General features: G+C 61.1%; 20 protein-coding genes and 1 pseudogene. 7 read left to right on the top strand and 14 right to left on the bottom strand.

The window, feature by feature from the left end; all coding sequences use genetic code 11:
* Window positions 1-84: 84 nt before the first annotated feature.
* From lon to B5527_RS33985, 4 genes are all read right to left on the bottom strand, one after another.
* Complete coding sequence (gene lon / locus B5527_RS34000) at window positions 85-2,523, bottom strand: endopeptidase La (protein WP_079605400.1); 2,439 nt, start codon at window positions 2,521-2,523, stop codon at window positions 85-87.
* Window positions 2,524-2,545: 22 nt separating this feature from the next.
* Entirely contained in the window at window positions 2,546-2,947 is a 402-nt protein-coding gene (locus tag B5527_RS33995) for an Hsp20/alpha crystallin family protein (protein WP_079605399.1), read from the bottom strand.
* 159 nt (window positions 2,948-3,106) lie between these two features.
* On the bottom strand, window positions 3,107-3,940 hold the full coding sequence (locus B5527_RS33990; protein WP_079605398.1) for a universal stress protein: 834 nt from the start codon (window positions 3,938-3,940) through the stop codon (window positions 3,107-3,109).
* A 46-nt stretch (window positions 3,941-3,986) separates the two neighbouring features.
* Entirely contained in the window at window positions 3,987-4,463 is a 477-nt protein-coding gene (locus B5527_RS33985; RefSeq protein WP_197689239.1) for a hypothetical protein, read from the bottom strand.
* A 266-nt stretch (window positions 4,464-4,729) separates the two neighbouring features.
* Between B5527_RS33985 and B5527_RS33980 the strand changes: the two genes are divergently transcribed.
* Window positions 4,730-5,782 (top strand): AI-2E family transporter, encoded by a 1,053-nt coding sequence (locus tag B5527_RS33980; RefSeq protein WP_172842750.1) that lies wholly within the window; start codon window positions 4,730-4,732, stop codon window positions 5,780-5,782.
* Window positions 5,783-5,801: 19 nt separating this feature from the next.
* Here B5527_RS33980 and B5527_RS33975 read toward each other — a convergent pair whose 3' ends face one another.
* Window positions 5,802-6,011 carry a hypothetical protein gene (locus B5527_RS33975; RefSeq protein WP_154072672.1) on the bottom strand — a complete coding sequence of 70 codons (210 nt, stop codon included), beginning with the start codon at window positions 6,009-6,011 and terminating at the stop codon, window positions 5,802-5,804.
* A 793-nt stretch (window positions 6,012-6,804) separates the two neighbouring features.
* On the opposite strand from B5527_RS33975, the gene B5527_RS33970 reads away from it, so the two are divergent.
* The 3 genes from B5527_RS33970 to B5527_RS33960 are packed head-to-tail and all read left to right on the top strand — an operon-like array spanning window position 6,805 to window position 10,058.
* Window positions 6,805-7,998 (top strand): HlyD family secretion protein, encoded by a 1,194-nt coding sequence (locus B5527_RS33970; RefSeq protein WP_079605395.1) that lies wholly within the window; start codon window positions 6,805-6,807, stop codon window positions 7,996-7,998.
* A 1-nt stretch (window position 7,999) separates the two neighbouring features.
* The gene (locus B5527_RS33965) at window positions 8,000-9,532 is read left to right on the top strand and encodes a DHA2 family efflux MFS transporter permease subunit (protein WP_079605394.1); all 1,533 of its coding nucleotides are present in this window, start codon (window positions 8,000-8,002) and stop codon (window positions 9,530-9,532) included.
* Between the two features lie 52 nt (window positions 9,533-9,584).
* Entirely contained in the window at window positions 9,585-10,058 is a 474-nt protein-coding gene (locus B5527_RS33960) for a phosphate-starvation-inducible PsiE family protein (protein WP_079605393.1), read from the top strand.
* A gap of 18 nt (window positions 10,059-10,076) precedes the next feature.
* Here B5527_RS33960 and B5527_RS33955 read toward each other — a convergent pair whose 3' ends face one another.
* Window positions 10,077-10,442: a PRC-barrel domain-containing protein gene (locus B5527_RS33955; RefSeq protein WP_172842749.1), complete on the bottom strand. Its 366-nt coding sequence runs from the start codon at window positions 10,440-10,442 to the stop codon at window positions 10,077-10,079.
* A gap of 82 nt (window positions 10,443-10,524) precedes the next feature.
* Window positions 10,525-10,938: a lipase chaperone gene (locus B5527_RS33950; protein WP_079605391.1), complete on the bottom strand. Its 414-nt coding sequence runs from the start codon at window positions 10,936-10,938 to the stop codon at window positions 10,525-10,527.
* A 540-nt stretch (window positions 10,939-11,478) separates the two neighbouring features.
* Here B5527_RS33950 and B5527_RS33945 point away from each other — a divergent pair.
* The gene (locus tag B5527_RS33945; RefSeq protein WP_172842748.1) at window positions 11,479-12,201 is read left to right on the top strand and encodes a helix-turn-helix domain-containing protein; all 723 of its coding nucleotides are present in this window, start codon (window positions 11,479-11,481) and stop codon (window positions 12,199-12,201) included.
* A 93-nt stretch (window positions 12,202-12,294) separates the two neighbouring features.
* Here B5527_RS33945 and B5527_RS33940 read toward each other — a convergent pair whose 3' ends face one another.
* Window positions 12,295-12,546, bottom strand: coding sequence for a LuxR C-terminal-related transcriptional regulator (locus B5527_RS33940; protein WP_079605389.1), 252 nt, complete (start codon window positions 12,544-12,546; stop codon window positions 12,295-12,297).
* 134 nt (window positions 12,547-12,680) lie between these two features.
* Window positions 12,681-15,320, bottom strand: a complete 2,640-nt coding sequence (clpB, locus tag B5527_RS33935) for an ATP-dependent chaperone ClpB (RefSeq protein WP_079605388.1) — start codon at window positions 15,318-15,320, stop codon at window positions 12,681-12,683.
* A 326-nt stretch (window positions 15,321-15,646) separates the two neighbouring features.
* Between clpB and B5527_RS33930 the strand changes: the two genes are divergently transcribed.
* Both B5527_RS33930 and B5527_RS33925 read left to right on the top strand, forming a co-directional pair.
* Window positions 15,647-15,913: a hypothetical protein gene (locus B5527_RS33930; protein WP_079605387.1), complete on the top strand. Its 267-nt coding sequence runs from the start codon at window positions 15,647-15,649 to the stop codon at window positions 15,911-15,913.
* A gap of 199 nt (window positions 15,914-16,112) precedes the next feature.
* On the top strand, window positions 16,113-16,865 hold the full coding sequence (locus B5527_RS33925; RefSeq protein WP_079605386.1) for a DUF5131 family protein: 753 nt from the start codon (window positions 16,113-16,115) through the stop codon (window positions 16,863-16,865).
* Between the two features lie 21 nt (window positions 16,866-16,886).
* Here B5527_RS33925 and B5527_RS33920 read toward each other — a convergent pair whose 3' ends face one another.
* From B5527_RS33920 to B5527_RS44805, 5 genes and pseudogenes are all read right to left on the bottom strand, one after another.
* Window positions 16,887-17,621, bottom strand: a complete 735-nt coding sequence (locus B5527_RS33920; RefSeq protein WP_079605385.1) for a hypothetical protein — start codon at window positions 17,619-17,621, stop codon at window positions 16,887-16,889.
* Window positions 17,618-17,773 (bottom strand): annotated as a pseudogene (locus B5527_RS33915) (SOS response-associated peptidase); the annotation flags it as partial. The pseudogene B5527_RS33915 and the gene B5527_RS33920, both read right to left, overlap by 4 nt.
* Before the next feature lie 236 nt (window positions 17,774-18,009).
* Window positions 18,010-18,825 carry a DUF3800 domain-containing protein gene (locus B5527_RS33910; RefSeq protein WP_172842747.1) on the bottom strand — a complete coding sequence of 272 codons (816 nt, stop codon included), beginning with the start codon at window positions 18,823-18,825 and terminating at the stop codon, window positions 18,010-18,012.
* A 57-nt stretch (window positions 18,826-18,882) separates the two neighbouring features.
* The gene (locus B5527_RS33905; RefSeq protein WP_079605382.1) at window positions 18,883-19,146 is read right to left on the bottom strand and encodes a hypothetical protein; all 264 of its coding nucleotides are present in this window, start codon (window positions 19,144-19,146) and stop codon (window positions 18,883-18,885) included.
* Window positions 19,143-19,433, bottom strand: a complete 291-nt coding sequence (locus B5527_RS44805) for a hypothetical protein (RefSeq protein WP_154072671.1) — start codon at window positions 19,431-19,433, stop codon at window positions 19,143-19,145. The genes B5527_RS33905 and B5527_RS44805 overlap by 4 nt, the downstream gene beginning before the upstream one ends.
* Window positions 19,434-20,178: the final 745 nt, after the last annotated feature.

Here is a 20,178-nt window from a genome sequence, read left to right as displayed (position 1 = left end):
CGGCTTCATGGACGTGGTTGCCGGCCGCGGCGCTGACGTTGGTCAATTTCATTGGATAAAATGCTCGACGGCGGCTTGAAGCGACTATCGGGAACGCGCCGCTTGCCGCTCGGTCGGGGCGGTGTGCGAGTTGCGGACTGTGTCCTGCTGCTCGGTATCCGGAGGACTGAGCGCCGCCTCGATCGCATCATCAACGCGCTCCAGCCAGACGAAGCGTATCAAGTTGCGCGCTTTTTCCGGCACGTCCTCGAGGTCCTTGCGGTTGCGGGCGGGAAGCATGACGGTGGCGATGCCGGCCTGGATCGCGGCCAGAACCTTCTCCTTCACGCCACCAATCGGCAGCACCAGACCGCGTAGCGAGATTTCGCCGGTCATCGCCGTATCGCTGCGGATCGTGCGCCCTGTCATCAGTGACGTCAACGCCATGAACATCGCGACGCCGGCGCTCGGCCCATCCTTCGGAATCGCTCCGGCCGGAACATGAATGTGGACGTCGGACTTCTGCAGTTCGAGGGAGTCGACTCCGAATTCGGCGGCGCGTGACTTGACCAGAGTGAGGGCGGCCTGCGCGCTTTCCTTCATCACGTCGCCCAACTGGCCGGTGAGGATCAGCTTGCCGCGGCCGGGAATGCGGGTCGCCTCGACGAACAGGATATCGCCCCCCGCGGGGGTCCAGGCGAGACCGGTGGCCACGCCCGGGACGCTGGTGCGCATGGCCATTTCCGGCTCGAAACGTTTCGGTCCCAGAATAGCATGGAGGTCCGCCACTGTGATAACCACGGCCGTTGCGTTGCCCTCGGCGATGCGCATCGCGGCGTGCCGGCAAATGGCCCCGATCTGGCGCTCGAGGTTTCGCACGCCGGCTTCACGCGTATAGTCGCGGATAATCGAGAGCAGGACGTCGTCGGTGATCTTGCATTGTTCCCCGGTCAGGCCCGCCGATGCCAATTGACGCTTGACGAGGTAGCGCCTGGCGATCGCCAGCTTCTCATCCTCGATGTAGCCCGGCATCTCGATGATCTCCATCCGGTCGCGCACGGCGGCGGGAATGTTGTCGATGACATTGGCGGTGCCGATGAACAGCACTCTCGAGAGGTCGAAGGGAACCGCGAGGTAGTTGTCGCGGAACGTCGTATTTTGCTCGGGGTCGAGCACTTCCAGCAGCGCCGCCGAGGGATCACCGTGGAATCCCGCGCCCAGCTTGTCCAATTCGTCCAGCATCATCACCGGATTGCGGGTGCCGGCCTTGTGGATGGCCTGGATCACGTTTCCGGGCAGCGCGCCGATATAGGTGCGCCGGTGGCCGCGGATCTCGCTTTCGTCATGGATGCCGCCAAGGCTGAGCCGAGTAAATTTGCGGCCGATCGCGCGCGCAATGCTCTGGCCCAGCGAGGTCTTGCCGACGCCGGGAGGGCCGACAAAGCAAAGGATCGGGCTCTTGCCGTCCGGATTGAGCTTGCGCACCGCCAGATATTCGAGAATGCGCCGCTTTACTTTCTCAAGGCCATAATGATCCTCATCGAGGATCCGCCGCGCCTCGGCGATATCGATGCGCTCGGGATCGAGTTTTGACCACGGCAGTTCGACCAGCCATTCGAGATAGGTCCGGATCATGCCATGTTCGGCGGCACCTTCCGGCATGCGTTGAAGCCGCTTCAGCTCGCGCCTGGCCTGCTCCTCGGCGTCCTTCGGCATGCCTGCTTTCTCGATCTTGTCGGCGAGCTCCTTCAATTCCGCGGATTTGACGTCGTCGTCGCCCAGCTCTTTCTGGATCTGGCGAAGCTGTTCGCGAAGGATGTGTTCGCGCTGCTGCGATGACAGGGTTTGCTGCGTCTGATCGCCGATTTCCTTCGAGAGTTGCAGCACCTGGATTCGCTTCGCCAGCAAGCCCAGCAGCCTGTCGAGCAGCTGCGTGACGTCGAAGGTCTCGAGCAGACCCTGCTTCTCACTGACCGGTATATCGATGATCCCTGCCAGAAAGTCGGCCAGCGCCGACGGCGATTCCAGACTATCGATCGCCGCCGGGATTTCCGCCGGCAGGTTCGGCAGCAGCTGGATCGCCTCGCGGGCCCGCGTCTTGAGCAGACGCATCCGCGCCTCGACCTCGGGCGTCATCACTTCAGAAATGCCGATCTCCTCGATGCGCGCCACGAGATAAGGAAACCCGGAAAGGAATTCTTCGACCCGGAACCGGCGCAACCCGCGGCAGATGACATAATGCGTGTCCTCCGACGTGACATAGCGCAGGATTTCGGCAACGGTGCCGACCCGCCGCAAATGTTCGGGACCGGGTTGTTCGATGTTGGGGTCATCCTGCAGCAGCAAGCCGACCTTGCGGCCGCTTTGTGCCGCTTCCTGGGCCGCGGCGATCGACGCCGGCCGACCGATCGTCAGCGGCAGCACCATGCCCGGGAACAGCAGCATGTTTCGAACCGGCAGGATGATCGTTGCATCCTCGGGAATTACCGGATAGCGCTGATTCTTCGCGCTGCCGGGATCTTCGCTCACATTTGCGTCGGACATCGGTCCGCCCTTCCATCAAAGGCTATTTGGAGAATTTTAACGTCAGGCAGCCATTGGCTAGTTCGGATCGGTCGAGCTGGAGCCGCGCCGCCGGAACGCGTACCCGGCGTTCGAATTTGCCGTAGGGGATTTCGAGACGGTGAACGCGGCTGCCGCGCGGGATTGCACTCGGGCGACGGAAACCAACGACCGAAACCCCGTCGGCATCGACCGTGACTTTCATGGCGTCCCGGTCGACCCCAAGAAGGGCGACGGTGATCAGAATTTCGGAATCGGTCTCTGCGATATCGATCGGCGGTTCCCAGCTCAGCTCCGGTATCGGCGCGGCGATCGGCTGGAAGAATTGACGATGCAGTCGCTCGGCGCGATCAATCATCTCGCAGGCCGTGCTCCACATCAGGGTTCTTGGATCGGCTGCGGCCATGATACCTGTTCCTGAGTCGGCGCCAAGCCCCCGGCACGGCAAGCCTTTTAGCGTCCGGCTGACACTCAACCAGGTTGTTCGACCTAACCCTATGATGCGGTTGATCTCGTCACCTTGACGACCGTCAATCCTTCGCCGGGATGGCGGCCGCAATGCATCCTAGTGCGCGACCAGCAGCGGGAACGGCGACTGACGCAGCATTCGATCGGTCGTGCTGCCCGGCAACAATTCATGCAGACGCGAATGTCCGTAGCTGCCCATCACCAGCAGGTTGGCATCGAGCTTGCGACATTCTTCGATCAGCGCGTCGGCAATCTCGTCCTCCTGGCCGACGGCGCGATATTTGATGGCGTTGATTCCGTGATGCCGGAGGTGATGCACAACGTCATTGCCCATCAGCGCCTCCGCTTCCGTTGGATGCAGGCCTTCGACGACGAGAACGACGACCTTCCTTGCCTCATGCAGATAGGGGACGGCTTCTGCAAGCGCGCGTGCCGACTCCCGGCTTCCATTCCACGCCACAATGACGGTTTCGAACGGTGTGATCGGCTTAAGCTCGTCTGGCACGAGAAACAGATGACGCCCGGCGCCGAACAGCAGGTTCTCAACCAGGCCTTCGGGTTCGCTCACTCGGCCGTTCGGCCGAAGCGCCACGAAGGTGTCGGCGGCGCGCGCCATCTGCAATGCGGTATCGGAAGCATCGCCGTCGTCGACCACATCGAACCGGCGCAAATTGGCAGGATGTGGCAGTTCCGCCAAGCGCTGCAACACCGTGGCTTCGATGGCGTCGCCCGCCTGCCTCGCGGCATCCAGCAGTCTGGTAACCTCATTGGCATCGGCGCCATTGAACCCGTCAGGGACAAGCGGCGGCAGCCCGTTGAAGAGCAGCCCGGTAATATGACTGTCGAAGATTTCGGCGATCTGGCCGACGGCTGCAAGCCGAACATCGTCTGCCGGCGTGCCGTCCAGCCGAACCATCACGTCCTTGATCATGGCGACCTCACCTCCAGCCAATGTGCGACACGCTGCTGCCGCAACGCTATCTGTCGTTGACGGCGGTCAAGGATCGCGCCTTGATTTCCAGTTCGAAGGACTTGATCAGGGCCATCGACAGCACGACAGGATCGACCGTCACGACGCGAAACGTCTGCCGCTTGCCGTCATGTCCGCTGATGGAAACATACTCGCCCGGCAAAAACGCATGTACGCCGAATTTGTAGCCGGCCTCATCGTCGTCGTCTGCATCTGGATTGTAGTCGAACACCCAGCGGGCGTGCTCGGCGCCACCGGGCTTGTGGACCAGACGACCGATCTCGTCCTCCTCGCCTGCCCAAAATCGCCGAACGCGGCAGTAGTTGCGATACTTCTTCCAGAGCAACGGGTCGATGCGTCCCTGGGAGTCGAGCGGCGCAATAAAGTCGTAGCCATGGCGCGACGAGCCGCCGGGAAATTCCCTGGAGCGGGCAAGGTTCAACACGATGCGATTGAGGTCAACCAGTTCAGCCGACATGTCCATGATCTCGAATATCTCCTTCGATCAATCAACGTCGGATTGGCCGGGCGCACCATGATGATTGTCAAGACGATACGTCTTTATCGCGGGGCCTGGCTTGTTGATTGCCATCAACGCGCTCCGATGCAGCGTAGCCTCTGCTGCTGACCGACGATGCGACGGAAATGAATGTGTCGGCGCGATCGGGGGCCTGACTGACAATGTTGCGGCATGCGGGACTAGGGTCGAACGATGGTGGCAGGGGGCTTCGGCCCCCTGAGAAGGCAGCGTTGCCGTTCGATTCACGCGCGCGCACCGTGGCGCGCGTTGCGATTGCAATCCTGGTCGTGTTGCTGGCGGCCTGGGTCGCACGCGATTTCTTGGTGGCACTGACCTGGGCGGTGGTGATCGCCATCGCGGTCTGGCCGATCTACATACGGTGCGCGATTTCCGTCCTTGGCGGCCGTTCGCGGGCCGTGGCGCCACTGTTGTTTACATTTCTGACCGGCCTGGTTTTGTTGGTGCCGATCGCATTGGCGGTGCATCAGATCGCGCAGGGCAGCGATGCTTTTGCTCACTCGCTCAATAAACTGCAGCAGAGCGGAATCCCGGTTCCGGCCTGGCTCGCACGATTGCCGATTGCCGGCGAGTATCTTGATCTGTGGTGGCGGACCAACCTCGGCGACCCGGAGGTTCTGATCGACTGGCTTCGCGGCGTGAACACCGAAAATATCACGGCATGGACCAGCACCCTCGGGGGCGCGTTGCTGCACCGGCTGGTTCTTTTCGCGTTTACGTTGGTCGCGCTATTCCTGGTGCTTCGCGATGGCGCCTGGCTGGCGGATCGCGCACTGGCCACTGCCGGCCACCTGCTCGGGCGTCCCGGCCAGCGCCTGGTCAGAAAGATCGCCGACGCCATCCGCGCCACGGTGAGCGGGACGGTGGCCGCCGCGATCGTGAAGGGCGCCGTGATAGGCGTTGCCTATGTCCTGACAGGCGTGCCACATCCGCTGCTGTTCACGGTGTTGACGATGGTGCTGGCGATGGTACCGCTCGGTGCGTGGGCGGCGCTGGCTGCGGCGGTGTTGATCCTGCTCATTCATGGCGGCACCTGGTGGGTGGCTGCCGGTCTTGCCGGCTTCGGCGCGGCGACATTGCTGATCGGCGAAAATCTCGTTCAGCCGGCACTGATCGGAGGTGCCGCGCGACTACCGTTCCTGCTGGTGCTGATCGGAATTATCGGCGGGATGCAATCGTTCGGATTGCTTGGCCTGTTCCTCGGTCCCGTAATCATGGCGGCGTTGCTGACCATCTGGCGCGAATGGATCGGCGGCGAGGATTGACCGATCCCGCGCCTGATGGTCAGCACCGCCGCGGGCCGCGCCAGTCCTCACACGCGCCGAGCTTCTTCAGGACGTGATTGCACAGGGTGCACTCAAAGGTATGCAGGTCGGTGCCCGAAAATGCCGGCACGATGCGGGCGAGCATCATCTGAGCCTGGCACTTCGGACAGGCAGGACATTCGATCGCCGCGAGCGGAACGATGGACGACAGCAGTTGAGGTTGGGGCATCATGCCTCCTTCGAACAGGCGTCAGTGGAACACTCTTGATCACCGCGCATGCCCTGAGGGCCGAGCGGTAACGCGACAGTATGCCGTTCCGGCTATCGGCTCGCTGTTCAAAATTGCTCAATCTCCGAAACCTGCTTTCGCTTTTTTCTAGCAATCTGTTTTCCAAGAAAAAGGACCGCGCGGCTTTCGCCGACGGTCCAAGTCAGGGAGGAAACGCCCCGGGGAAGGGCAGCGACAGCAGGGGGTGGGGTAGCTATCGCATATCTTATTTTGCAAATCCAAAGACCGCGCGCATTGACGAGGCTCAATTTTCCGCTCACGTTTCGCGCTTTTTCGTGGCGACCGTTCGTATTGCCGCCGATCACGTCGGCGGGACACGGACACCCTGTTCCAGAAGGAATGCTCGGACAACCCTAATCGTTTCCGCAACAAAACGACCTCGCGTCTCCGCCTCCGCTTCTCCATCGAGGGCGGTTATCCTGAGATCGAAAACGATTGACGTGCCGTTGGCGACTTCGGCCCAGCTCAATGTCCGCGCGAGAAATGGTGTCACGTTCCGGTTCCCCTGTTTTCGGCCAAAGATAGCACAGTTTGCGGCAGTGAGATGGCCGGCCGGTATCTCAACCCGTGACAGGCCGATCGGCCGAGCCCGCGCCGCAAATATGACGCCCGTCAAGGCGTCGACGATCCGCTCGATGCAACATGTTGAGGGACTGGGACGGCGGCAAACCGCGCGGGGCTTGATGCGCCGATTGTTTGGAAAAGCCGGACGCAATAGCGGAGATATCATGCAATGAGGAACCGCGGCTTCGACACGATCTCAGACGCCGCCGACCCCGGCATTGCCCGCAAGAGCCCAAGCCAATCGCCCCAAATCGACCGGACGAATCCTGCCTCGACAGATGTGCCGGGCGATCGGAGTGCCAAGCCTGCGCCGCAGAAAAGCTGGCGCCGGCCGCTGCTGATCCTCGGTCCGGTGGCATTGGTCGTCGGAGCGCTGGTGGTGTATCTGGCGACCGGCCGCTATGTCACCGAGGAGGACGCCTATATTCAGGCGGTGAATGTTTCGATCAGCCCGCAAGTCGCGGGTCAGGTCCTTGCCATCGCGGCAAAATCGAACACCGTGGTCACGAAGGACGATCCTCTCTTCAACCTCGACCCCGAGCCCTATCGGATCGCGCTGGCCAATGCCGAAGCCCAGCTCGGCATCGCCCGCGACCAGGCCAATACCCTGATCGAGACCTATCGCTCGCGGCTCAAACAAATCGATGAAGCCAGGGCGACGCTGGACTACGCGCAAACCAATTACGATCGCCAGCAACACCTTTTTGACACCGGTGCGGCGCCGCGGGCCACCCTCGACGCCGCGATACGCGACCTGCAGACCGCGAAGGCCAATCTGGCAAGCCTGCAACGAGAGGCTGCGGCAGCGTTGGCCCAACTCGGCGGCAATCCGGATCTGCCGGTCGACCAGCAGGCCACGGTGAAGCAGGCGCAGGCGGCTGTCGATGCCGCGGCGCGTAACCTGCGCCTTACCTCGATCGTCGCGCCGTTCGACGGCATTCCCAATAATGTCGAGAGCATCGCGGTCGGAGCCTTTCTCAATGCTGGCCAATCCGCCTTTCCGCTCGTGTCGACGCGCGATCTCTACATCGAGGCCAACATCAAGGAGACCGAGCTCACCTATGTCAGGGAAGGCGATCCGGCGCAGGTCACCGTCGACGCCTATCCGGACAACTCCATCGCCGCCACGGTCACGACGCTGGCGCCCGCCAGTGGCTCGGTATTCGCGCTGCTGCCGCCGCAAAATGCCACCGGCAACTGGGTCAAGGTGGTGCAGCGCATCCCGGTGCGGCTTTCCTTCGGCGAGGTTCGGGACGGCCTTGCGTTGCGCGCCGGCATGAGCGTCAAGATCTCGATCGACACCGGCCATCAACGCTCGCTGCGCGAGCTGTGGCGCGACCTCACTTCGATTTTCGGAGCCTGACATGGCCAGCCCAGCAGCCGGGAGCGCGGTCATCAACCGGGGAATGATTACCGCAACCGTGATGCTCGCGACCTTGATGCAGGCGCTCGACACCACGATCGCCAATGTCGCGCTGCCTTATATGCAAGGCAGCCTGTCGGCGACCAGTGACGAGATAAATTGGGTGCTGACCTCCTACATCGTGGCGGCAGCGATCATCACGCCCGCAACCGGCTGGCTGGAAGCCCGATTCGGCCGCAAGCCGCTGTTTCTGACCTCGGTGATCGGTTTTATTGCGACATCGATGCTGTGTGGCGCTGCGGTATCGCTGGCGCAGATCGTGGCGTTCCGCCTGCTGCAGGGCGTGTTCGGCGCGCCGCTGGTGCCGTTGTCGCAATCGGTGCTGCTCGACGCCTATCCTCGCGAGCAGCAGGGCCAGGCGATGGCAGTGTTCGGCCTCGGGGTAATGCTCGGACCGATCCTCGGCCCGACGCTCGGCGGCTGGCTTACGGATTCCTACAGCTGGCGCTGGGTGTTCTACGTGAATGTGCCGTTCGGCATTCTATGTGTCCTCGGCATCCTGCTGTTCCTCGGCCGGCGCGCCGACCGGCCAATGGCCGGACGGCTCGACTGGCTCGGATTTGCGACGCTCAGTCTCGGCATTGGGGCGCTGCAGCTGTTCCTCGACCGCGGCGAGCGGCTTGACTGGTTCGCCTCGCCCGAAATCCGGCTCGAGGCCGCGCTCTGCGTACTCGGTTTCTATCTGTTCACGGTCCACACGATGTCGGCGCGCAATACGTTCATCGATCCCGCGCTGTTCCGCGACCGAAACTTCGTGATCGGAATTATGCTGATCTTTGTCGTCGGCGTCGTGCTGCTGGCGACACTGGCGATGTTGACGCCCTATCTCGAGACGCTGATGAACTATCCGGTGCTGACCGCGGGCCTTGTTCTCGCGCCGCGCGGCGTCGGGACCATGGCGGCGATGGTGATCGCCGGTCAACTCTTGCGCTACATCGATCCGCGGCCGCTGATCGTCGCCGGTCTTGGCATTACGGGGCTCGCGCTGTATCTGATGACAGGCTTTACGCCCGATGTATCGCAAGGCACTCTGGTCCGCACCGGCCTGATACAGGGTTTTGGCATCGGCTGCGTGTTCGTGCCGTTGAGTACGGTGGCGTTCGGCACTATGGTGCCGGCGCTGCGCACGCAGGCGACCGGGCTGTTCAATCTGATGCGCAATATCGGGGCGAGTATCGGCATCTCGATGATGAGCTATCTCCTGGTGCGCAATTCTGCCATCGAGCAGTCTGCGCTGGTCGAGCATATTACGCCCTACCGCCAAGTCGTGCGCGATTATGCGCACGAACTCAATCTCGCGACCTTAACCGGACGCGCGGCGCTCGCCCAAATCGTGACCGCGCAGGCGGAAGCCGTCGCCTTCATCGACAATTTCAAGCTGATGATGTTCGTGTCGTTCCTGGCGATTCCGTTAGTGGTCCTGGTGCAGCGTCCGCGTCAAGCTCTTGGCGACAAAGCACCCGTTCCCGAATGATCGAGCACCGCATCAACGTCAAACAGGATTACTGCGTGCGCGGGAGGCTTCGATGTCGATCAAGGAAGAGTTCAGAGATGCCAGGAAGAAATTCAAGCTGCTTTCGCTGTATCAGCGCTTCGAACACGTCGTCATCATGTTCCTGACAGCACTAATCGCGGTCATCGTCATTGCAGCCGTCTGGAATCTGAGTTTGAAAATTCTGTTCGGTCTCGTTCTATCCGGAAGTCTCGACCCGTCCGACTACTCGGCTTTCCAGGCTGTTTTTGGTACGATCTTTACGGTGATCATTGCGCTCGAATTCAAGAAATCGCTTCTGGTGATGGCCGAACGCCGCGACAACGTGGTCCAGGTCCGCTCGGTTGTAATGATCGCGCTTCTCGCCATCTGCCGGAAAGTCATCATTCTCGATTTCTCGGACACCGACGCGCTGCACATCCTGGCCCTTGCGGCCTCGATCCTCGCGCTGGGCGTCGTCTACTGGCTGATAGGCGATCGAGGTCAGAATTCCAGTGAAGCGGCCTAAGCACGCCGATCGACAAGTTCACCGATTGCTGACGAAAACCGGTAGTTTTTCCAGCGCGGCGCGGCTTGCTCCTGGCAATACGATGTTGTCCGAGGGATCGTCCAGTTTGAGGGCATGGAAGGGAATAGCGATGAGTTGGCCAGTAAGTCCGGTAAGGTCGCCGACGCCGAGCACAACGTAGATGTTGTTATCCTTGCCAAAAACGAAATCGCTGATTCTGCCGATCGTCTCGCCCTTGTCGTTGACCACCGTTTTTAGTTTGAGCGCGTCGGCGCGGTAGCCCGTTGCGACTTCCTTGGACTGCAGAGGTGTAAGGGCGATTTCCTGTGCGGCCGCGCGATCCGCCGACAGCAACAGTGCGGCCGTGACCAGTACGGCAGGCAACAATGAAACTCGAGACCTGTTCATGAGACCTCTCCCACTATCCGGTAACTATCCGGGAGCCCACTTCCGCACTCGCCGCTTGCTATCGGGAAGGCCGGTCGGAACTGCCGGTATTTGAACTGCCGGAATTCGAGCCGGTGGTGGTGTCACTGCTTGCGCCGCTGTCCATGACGAGTTCGGTCACGACCTTGTTATCCGGATCGATCAATAAGACGCGGTCCGGCAGCTTCACGAACAACAGGTTCTTTGCCTCGGGAACCTGATCGGTGACATTGCTGGGAAGCGATTGCGCCGTCATGGAATCGGGCATCTTGTCGCCGACCTGGGGTTGTGCGGCCGGCGCGGACTGTGACGGCGAATTCGCAAGCCCTTGGCTAAGCGTCCGCTGTTGGGTCGGGGTCAGATCGGGGTGGTTGGACGCATCCTGGGCGGCGGCGAAGCCGACGCTGCTGAAGATCGCAACGGTGGTTGCGCCTGCGTGAATAAGTTTGCTCATGACTGTCTCCTGACGAAGGAGGGATTCAGACCGATCGCGTTGTTGGGGCGACACGTCGTGCCAACCGCGGGGTTGTGCGGATTTGATAAAGGCAAGAAGCTTGGCGAGCGTTGACCCCCGTCAATATCACACGAAATTGGCTCGGGCGGATTCTGTGATCTCGCGGGGGCCCATATGTGGGCGACGATGATGCGGGCTTCCACCTTGGTGACGCCCGGCGCGACCACGTCACGCGTTCGATTCCCGGCAGGGGGCGTGCTTCATCTTATTCGACTCAGATTACAGGGTAAAAACTCATTGGTCATCGGCGAGGAAGTTTTCGACTGCGCTCAACTAAAACGGTCTGCCTCTGCGTGAAAGCATTAATAAATGTTCCCTCAAGAGTCCTTGTTTTCCGCGCTACCCGTGCCCGCATTACGTATTCTTGCGATACGTAGATTCGCCAAATGGCCGGACAGCCGGAAATGGGCGACGGTTTTACCCTGTGGAATGGCTTGTTTCCCACAATGCGAAGGGGCTTGCGAAAAAAAGGATGCGGTCATGAAAGAGAAGACCCACGCAGCGGACTACTATCGACGGATACTTTCGGTGCAGCCTCATTCGCTGAAACGCCTTGATCCATTTGCCGCGATTGTGAAATGCCATCGCGGCCAGGAGATTTCGAATGATTCAGGACCTGCGGGCCACTGGTATTACGTTATCGTTGGCGCGGTCCGGCGCTGCTCAATCCGCTCGGACGGGCGGCGACAAATCGTCGATCTGATGCTACCGCGGGATTTCTTCTTTGTCTCGGACAGCAGGAGGGAGGAGACGGTCGAAGCGATTGCCGAGGAGACTGTGCTTGCGAGCTATCCCGGCGGACGGGTTGAACAGTTCGCGGAGCGCGACTCTCAGTTCGCGCGTGAGCTGCGCGAGGTAGCGTTTCAGTCCCTCACGCGATCCCAGGAACAACTCCTGGTCCTTGGTGGCGTCACCGCGCTTGAGAAGGTCGGGTCCTTCTTGCTTTCGCTTGACGGGCGAGCGTCGGAAACAAGGGGGCAGGTGGAACTGCCCGTCACGCGCTATGACATAGCCGAATATCTCGCCGTCTCGGTCGAGACCGTGTGTCGTGCCATTACGGATCTGCGGCACCGCGGCGTCATTACTTTGGCAGGCAAGCGAACGGTAAAAATTCTGAACCGGGGCGCCCTGGAAGACCGTGCCGGTGCAAGGCTGCCTGATCGCCGGCCGGAGCCGATGGCGCTCAGTCGAACCGCGGCCTAGCCTTTTTGTCTGTCGGTGGATAACGGCGCGTTCAGCCGCGCCATCACCCCAGACGGATGACCTCCGCGAGCTGACGCATGCCCAGCCGCTCCATCATGCGCGCCCGGTGGACCTGCGCACGCTGATCCCGAGATCGTAAGCGATCAGCTTGTTCGGCCGGCCTGCCAGCAGCCCATCAAGAACCTCCCGCTCGCGCGGACTGAGAGTTGCGAGTCGCCGGATGGCGTCGGCGATATCGTGGTCGCGATTGTGCTGGTTCCCTCTCGCAAACGCCACCTCGATCGACCCGAGCAAGGCATGATCGCTGTAGGGCTTCTCAAGGAAGTCGGTTGCACCGGCTTTCATCGCGCGAACGGCCGTTTGAATATCCTCGCGGAGCTTGATCCGAGTGAGGACGATGACAAGGAAGCCGGTCCCGTCGCCAGTTAGGTCTGATATTCCCCGGCGCAGCGCGCTGCGCGGCGTCCGGGGCAGGCAATTCAGTGTAATCTCCGTTTCGGCGCCGGCGTCTCGAACTGCGCGATTTCGGCGGTCTGCGGCGCCTTGCCGTTGAACGTCAGCACGTTGCCTTCCACCGAGATCGCGACGTGATCGCCATCCCGCACGTCGCCGGCAAGGATCATTTCCGCCAGCGGATCCTGCAGACTGCGCTGGATCACCCGCTTGAGCGGCCGGGCGCCATAGGCGGGATCCCAGCCCTTGGCGGCCAGCCAGTCGCGGGCCGCGGCATCGAGCGTGAGCACGATCTTGCGCTCCTCCAGGAGTTTCTGCAGCCGGCCGAACTGGATCTCGACGATCCTTCCCATCTCGCTCTTCTGCAGGCGGTGGAACAGGATGATCTCGTCGACGCGGTTGAGGAATTCCGGGCGGAAATGCGCGCGCACCGTGCTCATCACCTCCTCGCGCACCGCCGAGGAGTCCTCGCCTTCCGGCTGGTTGACGAGGAATTCCGAACCGAGATTCGAGGTCATGATGATCAGCGTGTTGCGGAAATCGACTGTGCGGCCCTGACCATCGGTCAGGCGGCCGTCGTCGAGCACTTGCAAGAGCACGTTGAAGACATCGGGATGCGCCTTCTCGATCTCGTCGAACAGCACCACCTGATAAGGCCGCCGCCGCACCGCTTCGGTGAGCGCGCCGCCCTCGTCATAGCCGACATAGCCAGGGGGCGCGCCGATCAGCCGCGATACCGAGTGCTTCTCCATGTATTCGGACATATCGAGGCGTACCATCGCGGTCTCGTCGTCGAACAGATATTCCGCAAGCGCCTTGGTCAGTTCGGTCTTGCCGACGCCGGTCGGGCCCAGGAACATGAACGAGCCCATCGGCCGGTTGGGGTCCTGCAGTCCCGCGCGCGAACGCCGCACCGCGGTCGCCACCGCATGCACGGCTTCGGCCTGGCCGACCACGCGCTTGCCGAGGCTTTCTTCCATCCGCAGCAGCTTGTCCTTTTCGCCCTCGAGCATCTTGTCGACGGGCACGCCGGTCCAGCGCGAGACCACCTGCGCGATGTGGTTGGCGGTGACGGCTTCCTCCATCATCTCGCCGGAGTTTTCCTTGGCCTCGATCTCGGCGAGCCTTTTCTCAAGTTCGGGAATCCGGCCATAGGCCAGTTCGCCCGCGCGCTGATATTCGCCGCGACGCTGCGCGTTCGCGAGTTCGATGCGCAGGGCGTCGAGGTCGGCTTTCAGCTTCTGCGCGTTCGACAGCTTGTTTTTCTCCGCGCTCCAGCGCGAGGTCAGGGCCGCCGACTTTTCTTCGAGTTCGGCGAGTTCCTTATCCAGCGTCTGCAGACGGCTCTTCGAGCCGGGGTCGCTCTCCTTCTTCAGGGCTTCCTGCTCGATCCTGAGCCGGATGATTTCCCGATCCAGCGAATCGAGCTCTTCCGGCTTGGAATCGACCTGCATCTTCAGCCGCGCCGCGGCTTCATCCATCAGGTCGATCGCCTTGTCGGGGAGAAAACGGTCGGTGATATAGCGGTTCGACAGCGTGGCCGCCGCCACCAGCGCGGAATCGGTGATGCGCACGCCGTGGTGCTGCTCGTATTTGTCCTTCAGGCCACGCAGGATCGAAATGGTGTCCTCGACGGTCGGCTCGGAGACGAAGATCGGCTGGAACCGCCGCGCCAGCGCCGCGTCCTTTTCGACATGCTTGCGATACTCGTCGAGCGTGGTCGCGCCGATGCAGTGCAATTCGCCCCGCGCCAGCGCCGGCTTGAGCAGATTGGACGCATCCATCGCGCCGTCAGCCTTGCCGGCGCCGATCAGCGTGTGCATCTCGTCGATGAACAGGATGATGGACCCCTCGGCCGCGGTAACTTCCTGCAGCACGGCCTTCAGCCGTTCCTCGAACTCGCCGCGATACTTTGCACCCGCAATTAGCGAGCCGAGATCGAGCGACAGCAGTTTCTTGTCCTTCAGGCTCTCGGGCACGTCGCCGTTGACTATCCGCAGCGCCAGACCTTCGACGATCGCGGTCTTGCCGACGCCGGGCTCGCCGATCAGCACCGGATTGTTCTTGGTACGGCGGGACAGCACCTGGATGGTGCGGCGGATTTCCTCGTCACGTCCGATGACGGGGTCGAGCTTGCCGTCGCGGGCGGCTTGCGTCAGGTCGCGCGCATATTTCTTCAGCGCATCATAGGCGTTTTCGGCCGTCGCACTATCGGCGGTGCGGCCCTTGCGCAGGGCTTCGATCGCCGCGTTGAGGTTTTGCGGCGTGACGCCGCCCTTTTTCAGGATGGCGCCGGCGTCGCTGCCCTTTTCCAGCGCCAGCCCAAGCAACAGCCGTTCGACGGTGACAAAACTGTCGCCGGCCTTTTCGGCGGCTTTTTCCGCGGTGTCGAACGCGCGCGCCAGTTCCGGCCCGAGATAGACTTGGCCGGCCCCGCCTCCCGACACTTTCGGCAGCTTGTTGAGCGCGTCCTCGGTGGCTTTGAGGATCGCGCGCGAATTGCCGCCGGCGCGGTCGATCAGACCGCCGGCGAGACCCTCGCTGTCATCCAGCAGGACTTTCAGCAGATGCAGCGACGAAAACTGCTGGTGGCCGTCGCGCATCGCGAGCGATTGCGCCGACTGGATAAAACCGCGCGCACGCTCGGTGTATTTTTCAATATTCATGGATCATTCCCTCAGCCTGCCGCTCCGCCCGGAGCGCGATCAGCAAAAGTGGAACCCGGTTTTGCTTCCGATCGCGCTCCAAATTTAAAGGAGCGCATGATCTGGTTGCTAAACCGCCTACACTTTAGCGGATCATGCGCGAGGCACTGATACAGCATCTTCATTGGGTTTCCGCGAGGCCGCATTGACATTCCTCAACCGGCCAGGCGGCTTTCGTCGCCGACGCTGGCGCCGGCTTGGGGCAAATGTGGGAACAGGGTTCTGGAAACGGAAGAGGCAGCTTCGTGCGCGGTGGCGCCCTGCCAGGGAAACTCCTAAGAAGCCGGATGTCCTCCATCCAGCCAGCGCAGATCACCAGCATCTATCGCTATCCCGTCAAAGGCCTCTCCTCGCAACTTAATTTGGCCCAACTGCCGTTTTCGATCATCGAGAAAATGTTGCGGGTGAAGCGGATGGACATGATCATCCATGTCAGCTTGCAGGATTTGCAGCGCAACCTCGACAAACATTCGCGAGTCGGTGGAACGCTCGACATTTTTGCGCCGGGATGGCGTGAGGCAGTAGACGTGAACCAATCAACGGCTGCTCTGTGAGCGGCGTTTATTGAGTATTGGCTTGCGACGATCCGTTCCCTGGGAACGCGTCCGGCCACGGGTATACCGCTGATCGTTGGCGAGAAGAACCAGCGTCTCTACTGGCTGGTGTTCCTGAGTTCGAGTTCGCTCGGAGAGAAGCTGTGGAACGACGTGCAGAACTTGCGTGGACAAGGATCGCTCTTCTGAGAGGACAGTGATGGCCGATACTTCAATCGAATGGACCGACGCGACGTGGAACCCGGTCGCAGGCTGCACGGTGATCTCTCCCGGCTGCACAAACTGCTATGCGATGCGGATGGCGGCGCGGCTCGATGCGATGGGCATGAAGAAATATCGCGGTCTGACGCGCAAGAGCGGGAAGCGCGCGGTCTGGACTGGCAGGGTCAGGCTTGATCACAATGCGCTCGGCATCCCGGCCAGTTGGAAAAAGCCCCGCCGGATTTTCGTGAACTCGATGTCGGACCTGTTTCACGAAGCGGTGCCAGCCGAGTTTGTCGCTGCTGTCTGGCGCGCAATGCAGGCAACGCCGCAGCACACCTATCAGATTTTGACGAAACGACCGGACCGGATGGCGGATATAACCACATCGCTGCCAGTGCTGCCGAATGTGTGGCTCGGAACCAGCGTTGAGAGCGCCGACTATCTCGGGCGCATTGACGATCTGCGCGAGGTCGATGCCGCCGTCAAGTTTGTTTCGTTCGAGCCGTTACTCGGCTCGGTGGCTGAAGCCGATCTGAGCGACATACAGTGGGCAATCGTCGGCGGCGAAAGCGGCCCGCGTTCGCGTCCGATGGCCGAGCAGTGGGTCGCGGAAATTGAAACCGCATGCCGCAAGGCAAGGACGGCGTTTTTCTTCAAGCAGTGGGGCGGCGTTCGCAAGAAGAGCACCGGCAGGCACTATCGCGGGCGCACGTTCGATGAGATGCCGCGCGCCGTCGCGATGTCTTGAAGACGCCAGAGATTTCGGCTGTTAGGGTCCGCGCGCTGCGGTCGGATAGAAGGTGTTTATCCAGTTTTTCTTTTGCTGCGCGAACGCGACACGTGACGGCATACCCTGGTCCCAGTTTGAAGGGAAAAAACGGTCGATCTTCTCGCCGACCTGAATTGCGAGCCGCCCCATTTCAGAGATGACGGCTTCGAGCGCCGTTGCTTCCATGAAGGGACCGATCACGGCATCGCCATCTTTTTGCGGGCGCATCATCCAAGATGACTTCATGTTGGGGTGACCGGCGAGTTCAGAAAATAGCTCGTACATCCCAAAGCGCTTTTTCGATGTGAAGCCATCGCGGGCGTCAAGCGCCTCCCGTACCTTCACCGGAGAAAAATCCTTCATGCGCGCCTTCTTGTCGGCGAACCGCCAGCGCTCGATGAGCGTCGGGTCACCAGCGAACAAGTCGAGCAGGAACACCGTTTCCATCACGTCGCGCAGGATGAGCGCGCTGTTTTGATGGTAGCCGGACAGCGTCAGCTTGATGCTCGCCGCGAACGCATTGAACGTCCGCATCCCCAGAATTTGAGCAACCTTCAGGTTTTCGTCGTTCGTATCGAATTTGCGCAGCGTGTCGGCCAAGTCCATCGCAGCTTCGGTCACTGCGAGGTGCAGTTGCAGCCGAGGATCGGCGGCGATCATGCTGCGCGCTTTCTCGCGCATCTGTTCCTCGGCGCTATGAAGGCTGGCAAGATTTTGGGGGATGATGTCGCTCATGCCGCTGCCTTGTCTTCCTTGTCCGGCCCGCGCATTACGATCTCCAACGCATCGTCAGCCAACGGCCGCTGCAGCGCCTTCGCCTCATCCCACGGCGCGCGCATCCAGACGTCGCGCTCCTCGTCGGTCGTCAAGATCACCGGCATCGCCCTTCGGGGGGGCGGCTCCGGGGTTGAAGGCGACCATGCCGAGAAGCCGGTGGTGCCGTCACGGACCTGGCCGGTCATGGTTCGTTCCGGAGGGGGCGCGATGTATTAAACCGCCCGACACGGCGGCGAAAAGCATAATGGCGTATAGTTTTGCGTCGCTGGCCGCGCTACCAGTCGGCTCCCGCCATCCGAATACCCACCCCTTAGGGTGGGGAGCGCGGACCTGGTTCCGTGACCAGCTATGTTGGCCTAGGGTGGCGGGACACAGGCTTTTCACGGTGTTCCCGGAACCACAGGATAAGGGGTCCAAAGCCCTTGTCTGCTTTCCTCTCGACGTAGCTGCTGATCTTGAACCTGTCGAAGATGTAGTCGCAGAGCTGCTTTTTATCCTTGTTTGCGTTCGGCTTGTGATAGTGGCCATTCAGGTAGAATGCGATTGCCCCGCACACGATGTCGGAAACCTGAAGCGCCTGAATGTTTCTCGAGTCTTTGTAATTCAGCCGTCGTGCTGGCCACGCCTTTGTTGAACCTGACTTGACCATTCCGCGCGACATGATCGCGGCCAGTTTATAGCCCTTGCTTTTGGTTGAGCGGTCATCTGGATAGACGTGCCAAAGGTAACGCCTGCCGCGCCGACCGATACTGAGACAGTGAAAGTAGAGTTCTCTTTCGAATGCGATGCTGCCGCGTTCACCACCGGTATATCTCCGGCCTGGTATTCGAAGATCGACAACGGAGTAGAACATCTGCACCATCCCCGCGTTTCTTAAACCTTGCAGGTGGCGGAACGAGAAGTCCGCGTAGGCATCTACAATTTTTTTGTAACGTCCGAGGCTCCCGTTAGAGACTAATTTCCAGCCGACCTCACGGGGGAGTCCGTTTTTGCCGATGCCGCGAAAGGTCTCGGGTTTTGCGTTGTAAATGTCCTCCTCCATCTGTGCGGAGAAGGCCAGTGGCACCACGATCCCGCCGATCACCATGTAGTCGTGGTCGTTCTGACTCGACTCGTCGATGTAGATGTTATGAAAGAGGCCTTCTTCTTCGGGGAGCGGCACCCAAGGTTTTCTAGGCATGGCAAAAGAGCCTGTCAGACACGACCACCTTGGCCACGATCACGCGAACATCTCGGCACCGGCAGGCGTGAACTTCACATAGGTCCCGGATTCGTGCAGCGACAGCCAGCCGTTGGCAACTGCGCAGGCGAGTCCGGCGCTGTACTCCTCCGGCGTGCCGCCTTCCTTGAACAAGAAGTGGCCGTTGATCTTCTCGATGTGAATGCGGCCATCCTGCACTGCGTCCGTCGCGTTGGCGATCTCCAGCAGCTTGCGGGCGGCGACTGCGGGATCGGCGTAAGGGCGTTGGTTGATGAACTTCATGGCGGGCCAAGGTTGTGATGTTCGTTGACGTGCGGCGACATCGAGGCGATGTCAATTTCTGCGCCGCAGAAGCAGCGTGCCCGCCCACAGGATAACTGAGTCGGCAGTCGCAGACCGGCGTCGTGCATTGCGTATTTCCAGGTCGTCCAGGCGCGTTGCTCGCGATGTTCGGCGAAGTCGGCATCGATGCAGCCGGGCAGGTAGGCTTGCCAGGCTTCCTCAAATTTGGCGCGCGCCAGGTGCCTTCGGTATTTCTGAGGCGCTGCGAATTGAAGCCGCAGGTCCACTCCCACTTGTCGACGTCGTTCGGCACGCCGCTGCGGATGCCGATGCTGCCGACCTGCACATCGCCGAAATAGACGGGCCAGACATCCACCTTGCTGTCCTTCATGCGGCGGCGAGTTAGTTTGGTCACGGGTTTCGGCCTGTGTTGCGACCGGGCATCCTCGGCTGCTCCGGATCGGGCCGGTCATAGGTCAGCCCGAGGATGTGCGCGCGCTGGCGGCGGCTGTATCCAACAGGCTCCAAAACCTGCCGGGAGCCAGCCCTCCCGGCGCTACTCACGGTAGCACCGGCTAACCTTGTCGTGGGCGTGCTGAGACCGGGGGGCACGACTCACAGTCCGCCGACCGTAGCGCGTCGGTACGCAAGTACAGTATTTCCCGGACGTTAGCGGGAACGAACCGTGATTATCAACGGTGGCAATTTGGGAGGGTGATTGTTGCGGGTCCCCGCAACCAAGACAAGCCTCTGATTTTATGAGGTTTTATGAAAGCCGCCCTTCGGGGCGGCTTTCTTGTTTTTGGGCCGTGTCGCCACCACCATCGCTTCAGCAAACTGGTTCGCTGCCCGACCTTGCCAACTGTATGTTCTTCATGGGTACTCGCGTCTCGGCAAAGGCAAGGAGACGCGACACCGAAGCCAGTGGCGAAAATTCAATTGGGTTAGTGGAGTGCGGTGACTTCAGGTGGTCGCTTAAGTTGGCATTGTCGGTTGCTCTGCATCCGTGCGCGTCACGCTGCCGTTGTTACC

It is taken from the genome of Bradyrhizobium erythrophlei (genome assembly GCF_900129425.1).
GTDB classification, from domain to species: Bacteria; Pseudomonadota; Alphaproteobacteria; order Rhizobiales; family Xanthobacteraceae; genus Bradyrhizobium; species Bradyrhizobium erythrophlei_C.
Note: the sequence above shows the minus strand (reverse complement) of the source record. Positions and strands in the feature narration are given on the sequence as shown.